This window comes from Paenibacillus oenotherae, assembly GCF_019443105.1.
Lineage (GTDB): Bacteria > Bacillota > Bacilli > Paenibacillales > Paenibacillaceae > Paenibacillus_Z > Paenibacillus_Z oenotherae.
Window position 1 is genome coordinate 149,433 of sequence record NZ_JAHZIJ010000012.1, and the last position, 10,538, is coordinate 159,970.

At 51.9% G+C, this 10,538-nt stretch carries 5 protein-coding genes; all 5 read left to right on the forward strand.

The features are described 5' to 3' along the window. Positions 1 to 97: 97 nt before the first annotated feature. The gene (locus K0T92_RS16795; protein WP_219873628.1) at positions 98 to 475 is read left to right on the forward strand and encodes a BlaI/MecI/CopY family transcriptional regulator; all 378 of its coding nucleotides are present in this window, start codon (positions 98 to 100) and stop codon (positions 473 to 475) included. 4 nt (positions 476 to 479) lie between these two features. Continuing rightward, the gene (locus K0T92_RS16800) at positions 480 to 2,333 is read left to right on the forward strand and encodes a M56 family metallopeptidase (RefSeq protein WP_219873629.1); all 1,854 of its coding nucleotides are present in this window, start codon (positions 480 to 482) and stop codon (positions 2,331 to 2,333) included. A gap of 365 nt (positions 2,334 to 2,698) precedes the next feature. After that, positions 2,699 to 4,063, forward strand: coding sequence for an ABC transporter substrate-binding protein (locus K0T92_RS16805; RefSeq protein ID WP_219873630.1), 1,365 nt, complete (start codon positions 2,699 to 2,701; stop codon positions 4,061 to 4,063). A gap of 78 nt (positions 4,064 to 4,141) precedes the next feature. Beyond that, positions 4,142 to 5,617, forward strand: a complete 1,476-nt coding sequence (gene glpK, locus K0T92_RS16810) for a glycerol kinase GlpK (protein ID WP_219873631.1) — start codon at positions 4,142 to 4,144, stop codon at positions 5,615 to 5,617. Positions 5,618 to 5,924: 307 nt separating this feature from the next. Beyond that, the coding region (locus tag K0T92_RS16815) for an alpha-amylase family glycosyl hydrolase (protein WP_219873632.1) at positions 5,925 to 10,538 on the forward strand (4,614 nt) is incomplete at its 3' end.

The window sequence follows — 10,538 nt, forward strand, 5'->3', positions numbered from 1 at the left end:
TTTGTCGGAGAGGGAAGAAGGTGATTGACAAAATTGGATTACAATTGTAATCTATATTCAGGATTACAAACGTAGTCAAAAAAGGAGGGTGAAGAAGATGGCGAAGCAAGTGCCTAGAATATCGGATGCGGAATGGGAAGTCATGAAGGTGCTCTGGTCACGATCTCCGCTTACGGCAAGCGATGTCGTCAAGGAATTGGAAGGCAGCAAGGAATGGAATCCCAAGACGGTAAGAACGCTTATTAAGAGGCTGGTCGAGAAGGAGGCGGTGAGCTGCAATCCCGATGGCCGGAATTATCTGTATGCGCCGCTTGTCAGAGAAGATGAATGTGTGCGCTCCGAGACCTCATCCCTGCTGCAGCGTATTTACGGCGGGGCCATGAAGCCGATGCTTGTAAATTTTCTCAAGGACGAACGTCTGACGAAGGAAGACATAGCGGAATTGAAGGCGATCCTGGAGCAGAGAAAGGAGTAAGCGGATGCTGGCCCTATTGACGCAATCCTTTCAATGGATTCTGGCAACTTCCCTGATGGCAAGCGTCTTGATTCTGTTCATCCTGGCAGCGAAGCTGCTGCTGGGAGAGCGTTTGCAGCCGAGATGGACGTATATGCTGTGGATGCTTCTGCTTGCAAGACTGCTGCTGCCATGGACGCCGGAGAGCTCATTCAGCATCTTCAATTTCTTGACGCCACAGAGCTCCTTCAGCGTCTTCGACTTCTTGACGCCGGACACAAGCCTGCGAACGAATGAGGCGCCATCGGCAACGCCTCCTGAAGAACCGGAGCGGACATCACAAGCGGCCGCTGCGCCGCATCGAGAGCCTGCTCCCCATAACTCCAGCAGCCCGCAATGGGCTCCTCCACAGAATACTGCTGAGATCAGCAGCTCCATCAAGAATGACCGCACGCTGGGTTACATCGAGATTTTGTCCATCATATGGCTAATAGGTGCTCTGGCAGCAGCGGGCACGATGCTTCGAGTCAATATCCGTTATAGTATCCAATTAAAGCGCGAGCCTCGAACTGCGAGCGGAGATATTCTGCCCCTCTTCGAGCAATGCAAGGCGGAGCTGGGCATCAGACGTTCAGTTGCTCTGGTGGAATCAAGGCATGCGGCGAGTCCGGCGCTGACCGGTGTTTTCAGACCGAAACTGTTGATGCCCGTCGGAATGATGAATGTACTGAGCGCGCAGGAGCTTCGGCATATTTTTGTACACGAGCTGTGCCATCTGAAGCGCAATGATCTTGCAGTCAATGGAATGATGAACGTCCTGCTTGTTGTGCATTGGTTCAATCCGCTGCTCTGGTTCTCCTACCACAAGCTGCGGGAGGATCAGGAGCTGGCCTGTGATTCCATGGTGCTGGCACATATGGGCCAGCGTGAAGCAAACGATTATGCGCACACCATTATCAAGCTGCTGGAGCTATTCTCGGCGCCAACCCGTATCGCGAGTACGGTCGCTATCTCCGGCAGCAAGAAAGAATTGAAAAGGAGAATCATGATGATCCGATCAAAGCAAACGAATGGATACAAATGGTCTTTGCTTGGCATCGCGCTCATGCTATTGTTAAGCGGCTGCACGCTGACCAATGCCAGTAACGGCACAGTGCAGACTATTCAGGGAGCTGCCAGTTATGAGGCTGGCTATATGAAGCTGGATGGGAAGAGCACAGAACAACTGCAGGAAGTGGAGGATTCCTCGGCGACAAGGGAGGAAGTGCTGCTGTATGATTACCGTTACGATGGCGTGTTCTTGTATGGCACAAGGGCAGAGGATGGGACTTTTGATGGCATGACTGTCCGGACGAGAAACAAGCAGAAGCATTTCCCATGGCGGCATCCTGTGAAATTAAATCATAATCCCGTACCGTATTTAAGGATGGCGGATGTCGATAAGGACGGGCAGAAGGAGATCATTGTTCTTCTGGTTTCCAGCCTTACTGAGCGAAAATATAACGATGACTTCCAGAGCGAGATCCACGTGCTGAATCAGTCCGATCTTAGCGAGCTTGAGGTTGAGAATCCTATGAAGGCGATTCATGAAAAGGTAACATCCTCTATTGAGGTGAAAGACGGCAGGGCCGTAGTCAGCATTGACACCGGAGATGAGCAGAAGGAACGGAGCTACGCAGCCTTGATGGATAGCTATGGCGAGCAAGTCGAATTTGGCGAACATTTTTATTATGAGATTACTGAAGATGGTGTCCAAGCGATCGTTACAGGTTCTCTCAGTCCGCGGGGATCAGCGACGCAATTCCGGCCGATACTGCTGGTTGTCGAATATGATTCCGCTCTTAAGGTGAAGCGGATCGGCGTTGAACGTTTTTCATGACCCGCATCTAGGTTGGAAGGCAAGAGGGGCTGTCCCGACTTAGTGGGCGAGCATGAACCAAAAAGCGCGAGTGACAGGGGCGAAATGCCCCTGTCCCCCCCGCTTTTTTACACTGTCCTAAACGATAAATAATCTGCTTATGAGGCAGTCTCTTTTTCGGATTCGTCCACCAGTCAGCGGTATATGGCAATTGTTGCATGATAACGGCTCCGGCTGCATATTATCTTGGGAGATGAGGGATGACAAGCTCCCTTCAGATAGACAATAGGAGCTTCATTGTATAGTATGTAATATTACAGGAAGCTGCGCTTCCAATTGTGTTGAGAGCTATAGCGCATACTATTATTAAGGACGGATATCGACTAATGAGAACACGCATTTCTGCAATCCTGATCATTCTGCTGGGCACAACGCTTGCTGCGGGCTGCAGCATTTTTGGCAAACCGGATATAGAGACTGCCGATAGCGGGATTTCCGGCACAATCAAGGTGATGTATTGGGATGAACAGAGCTTTATGAATAAATACGGCTATTTGTTCATGGCTGAACATAAGAACATCGATATCGAGGTGGTCTCGACATCCGGCTTGCATAACTATGATTCCAGTGAGATTCCGAATCTCAACGCTGCCTATCACAAATTGATCGAGGAAGAGAAGCCGGACGTTATTATGGTCGGCATTGACGATCTGGAGAAATTGGCTGCGGACGGAGCTTTATACGATCTGGAGCCTTCCATTATGAGGGATAAATTCGATATCGAGAATATTCACCCTACCATTATTGAATATTTGCGGAAGAAAGGCGGGGGCAAGCTCTACGCCCTTGCTCCGAATTTTACTAGCCAGGCGCTCTTCATTAACAGGGACTTGTTCCAGCAATATGGCATCGAGCTGCCTCCTGAGAAATTGAGCTGGGAGGAGCTGTTTCTTACGGCGATGCGGTTCCCCGTAACTGGCGGTGACAGGGACAGAGTTTACGGCTACCACAATGGCGAATACCGGAACACGCCCTATCATCTGCTGCTTACGGTAGCAGATGAGATGGGGCTCAGGATGGAGAACCAGGGAACGGCTACGATGCAAACCCCGAGCTGGAAGCGTGCAGTTGAGCTGGTTGCGCAGCTCTATAAGAGCGGTGTTGTGCAAGTAGGCGAGCTGCCGAAAACACCGGACATGACCTATACAGAGATGTGGATGCTGGATCATCTCTTCCTGGCTGGCCGAGTCGCGATGACGATGGGAGACCCTGATCTGATGCGGGATTTGAATGAAATCGGAGCAACTGAGAAGGAACTGAAATTCAACTGGGAGATTCTTCATGCCCCCAGCTCTGCTACCGGCCATTCGCAGAACTTTTCTCTGAATGAAGTATTCGCCATCAATGCCAAATCAACGAATTTGAAGGCGGCGTGGGAATTTATCCGATACAGCAGCGGTGACGAGATTGCGAGAATCCGTTCCAGAAATCCGGATGAGATGTGGTCTCGCATTACGCATATGAAGACGAAGGACAACAAGTCCATCGAGCCCTTCTATCAGCTTTCGTTCGATCGGAATGCGGCGCCGGTCAATACCGTCTACGCTGAATTGCCGCAAATGATGGAGACGGCAATTACGACGGAATTGAACGAAGTGATTGCGGATCGCAAATCTGTAGAAGCGGCGCTGGAGGCGATCGAGCTGGAGGCCCGGAAGCAGATTCAGCAGCTGAACATACAGAACAAGTAGCAGCTTGCGCAAAGATTGCCCGTCCGCTAGAAGGGCGGGCAATTTGCTTGGCAGCTGAAGCGGAGAGGGGGAACTGCAGTGAAGCAGTACATATTGGCAGTGGACGAAGGGACGACGTCCTGCCGCGCGATTCTGTTCGACCAGAAGGGAAGAGCTGCAAGCATGGCCCAGAAGGAGTTCAGGCAGTCTTTTCCCCAAGCGGGCTGGGTGGAGCATGATGCCGCCGAGATCTGGCAGACGCAGCTGCAAGTGATGCGGGAAGCGGCGGCCGACGCCGGGGCCGGGGAGATTGCCGCCATCGGCATTACGAATCAGCGGGAGACCGTTGTTGTATGGGATGCGGTTACCGGCGAGCCGCTGCATCCTGCAATCGTATGGCAGTGCCGCCGCACGAGCGCCTTCTGCGAGAAGCTGAAGGCGGAGGGCTGGGAGGGCGAAGTCCGCGCAAGAACGGGGCTGCTGCTTGATCCTTATTTCTCAGGGACGAAGCTTAAGTGGCTGCTTGATGAGGTGCCGGGGCTGCGGGAGAAGGCGGAGCGCGGAGAAGCCTTGTTCGGCACTATTGACAGCTGGCTGATCTGGAAGCTGACAGAGGGTGCGGTGCATGCAACCGATGTGTCCAACGCCTCGCGGACGATGCTGTACAACATTCATAAGCTGGAATGGGATGAGCATATTCTCGGCAAGCTGGGCATACCTAGAGCAATGCTGCCGGAAGTCAAGCCGTCAAGCGGCTTATACGGTCATACGCGTCTGCTGCATGAGAGCGGCGTTGAAGTGCCGATTGCCGGCGCTGCCGGTGATCAGCAGGCGGCCTTGTTCGGTCAGGGCTGCTATGACCCCGGTATGGCGAAGAATACTTATGGCACAGGCTGTTTTCTTCTTAAGAATATAGGGAAGAGCCCCATTCCATCTCAGAAGGGGCTGCTCACGACGATTGCCTGGCAGCTTGACGGTGAAACCACATATGCGCTTGAAGGAAGTGTATTCACTGCCGGATCAGTCATCCAGTGGCTGAGAGACGGACTAGGACTGATTGCCCATGCTTCCGAGAGCGGGGCTATAGCTGCCACGGTACCCGATACAGAGGGAGTGTACTTCGTACCTGCGTTTACCGGGCTTGGAACTCCTTATTGGAAGCCGGATGCCCGCGGTATGATTACCGGACTGACGCGGGGGACGACATCAGCACATATCGTTCGGGCGGCCTTAGAGTCAATAGCCTATCAGACAGCAGATGTGCTCGGGGCAATGGGCAGCGAGTCAGGGATCGGGCTGAGGGAGCTGCGCATTGACGGCGGGGCTGTGGCGAATGATCTGCTTGTGCAGTTTCAGGCGGATCTGCTTGGTGTGACGGTTATTCGGCCGAGGATGCTGGAGACAACTGCGCTTGGAGCGGCTTTTTTGGCGGGCCTGGGGGTTGGATTCTGGGACAGTACAGAGGAGCTCAGAGAGCTGTGGGAATTGGATGCAACATTTTTGCCCCAGCGCGATGAGGCGTGGAGGCGCAGCGTATATTCCGGCTGGCTTCAGGCAGTGGGCTATCAGGCTTGAGGCCCGGACAAACTTTATAAGTGATCATAATCCCTCTGCTGGTATGGGCGTAGCAGGGGGATTATTTTGCGTGGTTTGCAGGGGGGATAATCCCTATTATTTACTGTTCGGATGGGCATCGATAATAAATAAGTGAAAATAAGGAATTATGAGAGAGTTATCATCGGATTCTAAGACTTTTCTAATAAATATGGGCAATTTGAACCAGATGACTTTAACTAAACTTTAAAATCGGGAGATAAAATAGAATTATGATGTAAGCGTTTACAATACTGGCTTTCATTCATCGAGTAAAGGGGAGATTTGCATGAAGAAACAAGCAACAAGAGCATGGAGTATTGTTCTGTTTGCTGCTATGCTGCTGCAAGCTTTGAGTTTGTCAGCTGTAGTACCGCCTGGCACGGTACAAGCAGCAGGAGAGGAGTATGGCCTCCCGGCAAATACGAAGGATGGGGTCATCTTCCATGCGTGGAACTGGTCCTTTGACAACATTACGAGCAACCTTCCAGCTATCGCAGCTGCAGGGTTCAAATCGATTCAAACTTCTCCGATTCAAGCGAGCAAGGAAGCTTTGACGGAAGGAAGCAAATGGTGGGTTCTGTATCAGCCGATCAACTTCAAAATCGGCAATACCCAATTGGGTAACAGAGATCAGTTCAAGAGACTGTGTGAGGAAGCAGAGAAATACGGCATCAGCATCATCGTTGACGTCGTTGCCAACCACACGGGTAACGCTGGTGGCGGAGACTTAGAGGTGCAGCCTGCATCCAATGTCGATCCAGCCATCAAAAACAACTCGAATTTCTGGCACCAAGCCAAAAAGGTTTCCGATTGGAATGACAGATGGCAAGTGACGCAATGGGGTATTGGTCTTCCTGACTTGAATACCAGCAACCAGGAATTGCAGAACATGATTATCGCATTCCTGAATGATGCGGTTGCACTAGGAGCCGACGGGTTCCGGTTCGATGCTGCGAAGCATATCGAGCTTCCGGATGATCCAAACGGATCTGCATCGAATTTCTGGCCTCGCGTACTGGGTTCCTTGACGAACAAGGACAAGCTGTACATCTACGGTGAGATCCTTCAAGGCGGAGCAGACAGATTTGCTGCATACGCGAGCTACATGAACCTGGCTGCAGACAAGTACGGACACAACATCAGAGATGTAATCAGCAGCAAGAACGTTGAAGCTGCGAAGTCCTATGACGCTGCTGGTGTTAGCCCGTCCAAGCTCGTAAGCTGGGTAGAATCCCATGATACGTATGCCAATGACAAGAACGAATCGACGTTCCTGAATGAATGGCAGCTCAAGATGGGCTGGGCGATCATCGCGGCTCGTGCAGAGACGACTTCCCTGTTCTTCAACCGACCAGCTGGAAGCGGCAAGTTCGGAAGCCCGCTCGGTCAACCGGGTAACGATCAGTGGAAAGATGCGGATGTAGTAGCCGTCAACAAATTCCACAATGCGATGGTCGGTCAAGGCGAGTTCCTGCGCACGCAAGGCGGCCAAACGCTGCTGATCGAGCGTGGAACGAAAGGGGTAACCATCGTCAACATGGGCGGGGATATCCAGATCAATTCCGAAACGAAGCTTGCAAACGGCACGTATACGAATAAAGCTTCTGGCGGCGGAACGTTCACCGTATCCAACGGCAGAATTACGGGTAATCTTGGCAGCGGCAAAATCGCTGTATTGTACGAGGCAGCGGCACCAGTGCCGGCAATTTCCATCGATAAGCAAGAAGGCGGATTCTACACGGACGCTCTGAATGTGAAGATGACCTACACGGGCTCTGACACAGCAACGTACTCCGTGAACAACGGAACGCCTGTAACGTTCAGCTCTGGCACGACAGCAACCTTCGGAGCTGGCGCAGCATTCGGTACAGCGTTTGTATTGAAAATTACGTCGAGCAATTCAGCAGGACAAGCAGTCAAAACGTATACGTTTACGAAAGAAGACCCTGATGCAGCGCTGAAAGTTCATTTCTACAAGCCTGCAGGCTGGGGAACGCCGAACATCTATTACTACGATGAATCCGTAACACCGACCAAAGTTGGCGTGCAATGGCCGGGAGCGGCAATGAAGGATGACGGGAACAACTGGTATTCCTATCAGATCCCGGCTTGGACCAAGGCACAAGTTATCTTCAACTCCGGAAGCAATCAAGTACCGGGCGCAAGCCAACCGGGCTATCAGGTAACGGGCGAGAAATGGATCAAGGACAATGTGGTTCATGCCACCAATCCGGATGGTCCATCTGATCAAGCTCCTGCTGCACCGACGAATGTACAAGGAACAGCAGGCGGCACGACATCTGTTACGCTGACCTGGACTCCTTCTACAGATGATAAAGGTATCGTGAAATATGAAGTGTACCGTGACGGCGTACTGATCGGCGAAACGACGACCACTTCTTACACCGATACGACTGTAACTGCAAACAAAACGTACTCGTACACAATCAAAGCAGTGGATACAATCGGACAAAAATCAGCATTCAGTGCGGCAGTTTCAGTTATCATTGGCGGCGGAACACAGGATCAACTGCCAACTGCACCGACGAATGTACAAGGAACAGCAGCAGGCACGACAACTGTCAATCTGACCTGGACTGCTTCCACAGATGACAAAGGCGTTGTGAAATATGAAGTATACCGCGATGGCGCACTTATCGGCCAGCCGACTGGAACTTCCTATTCCGATACAACGGTAGCGAATAATAATACGTATTCCTACACGGTCAAAGCAGTCGATACAATTGGACAAAAATCAGCATCCAGCGCGCCGGCTACAGTCAAGATCGGCAACGGCGGACAGCAGCAGCAACAAGGCATCCCGTTCAGCTGGGATAATGCCAACGTTTACTTCGTAATGACAGACCGTTTCAACAACGGCAATACGAGCAATGACGGCGCATACGGAAGACCAAAAACCGATGCATGGGGCTCTAATGTCGGTACCTTCCACGGCGGTGATATTAAAGGCTTGACGCAGAAGCTCCAGGACGGCTACTTTACTGATCTTGGAACCAATGCCATCTGGATTACAGCTCCATGGGAGCAAATGCACGGCTGGGTAGGCGGCAAAGACGGCGACTTCGCTCACTACGGCTACCACGGCTACTATGCGCTTGACTTCACTGCAATGGACAAGAGCTACGGAACGATTGACGAAATGCGTGAATTCGTTGATCTCGCGCATACAAAAGGCATCCGCGTCGTTCTCGACGTTGTTATGAACCACGTGGCCTATCCTACGCTTGTAGATATGGCAGAATACAACTACGGTGACCGCGGCGGACTTGCTGGCAACTGGACACCTAACAAGGGCAGCGGCCAAAACTGGCATACGCACAACAACATCATGATTACGACCAATGCAAGCGCCTGGTCCTCCTGGTGGGGCAGCAGTTGGATTCGTGCTAATAACATTGCAGGCTACGATCTTTGCGGCGGAGGCGATACGACACTTTGCGTAGGTTTCTTGCCTGACATCAAGACCGAATCCACAAGCGGAACAACCTTGCCGCCAATTCTGAAAACGAAGTTTGGCAAAGAAACGAGCGGTTTTGACAACTGGATCGTTCCAGCTGCCAAGCAATACCGCAAAGATTTGAACGTAGCTCCTAAGGATTACATGATCAAATGGTTGTCCTCATGGGTTGAAGAATTCGGAATCGACGGCTTCCGCGTCGATACAGCGAAGCACGTAACAGCAGACAAGTGGAAGGAGCTCAAAACAAGCGCAAGCAGCGCTCTTGCCAAATGGAGACAGAACAACCCGACGAAACCGGGAGCAGCTTGGAATGACGGCTTCTGGATGACTGGTGAGGTATGGGGCCAAGGTCTCGGCAGAGACACCAATTATTTCAATAACGGCTTCGATTCCTTGATCAATTTCTCGTTCCAGTCAGCGAACTTCTCTGATTTGGAAAGCCTGTTCTCCCGTTATGCAACCGAGTTTAACGGCAGCGCAGCGAACTACAACATGCTCAGCTATATTTCGTCTCACGACAAAGGGCTTTATAACCGCGGCAATCTGATTCAAGCAGGTACTGCACTGCTGCTCTCCCCAGGTGGAGTGCAAACCTACTATGGCGATGAGTCCGGTAGACCGTTTGGAGCTACTGGTTCCGACCCTGACCAAGGGACACGTTCGGACATGAACTGGAGCGGCACGAACACTGCCCTTCTGCAGCACTGGCAGAAGATTGGCCAATTCAGAAACAATCACATCGCAATCGGTGCAGGTCAACATGCCAAAATCGCAGACGCTCCGTACACGTTCTCCCGTACGTATGAGCAAGGCGATATTCTGGATAAAGTTGTTGTAGCGGTAGGCGCTTCAGGCTCTGTAGCTGTGAACGTAGGCAGCATCTTCCCGGACGGCACGACCGTACGCGATGCGTATACGAAGAGCGAAGCGGTTGTAAGCAACGGCAAAGCTACCTTCACCGCTGGCGCTAACGGCGTTATTCTCATCGAGAATGTTGGCGTGAACAAGAAATTCCCGGTTCTGACGGCATCCCCGGCAGGCGGCAAGCTCAAGACGGAAACAACGACCGTTACCCTGTCGGTTAAGAACGCAGACAGCGGCAAATACACGCTGGATGGCAGCGATCCGGTTAACGGAATCGCATTCACGGACGGAACCACGATCACGATTGGCGCAGGCATGGCGATCGATGATACGAAAACATTGAAAATGTATGCAACCAACGAGAACGGTCCTGGTACGGCTTCGTTCACCTTCACGAAGGGCGATCCGAACGCCAAGCTGCAAGTGTACTTCAAGAAGCCAGCAGGCTGGGGAACACCGGCACTGTACTTCTACGAAACAGCACCTAAGGAAGCGAATGAGCCTACATGGGCGACAGCTCCTGCAATGACAAGCGTTGGCGGCGACTGGTACGTC

Excerpts from the sequence above, each read along its gene's own strand:
- K0T92_RS16795 (WP_219873628.1), top strand. The coding sequence starts at position 98 with ATGGCGAAGCAAGTGCCTAGAATATCGGATGCGGAATGGGAAGTCATG.
- K0T92_RS16800 (WP_219873629.1), top strand. The coding sequence starts at position 480 with ATGCTGGCCCTATTGACGCAATCCTTTCAATGGATTCTGGCAACTTCC.
- K0T92_RS16805 (WP_219873630.1), top strand. The coding sequence starts at position 2,699 with ATGAGAACACGCATTTCTGCAATCCTGATCATTCTGCTGGGCACAACG.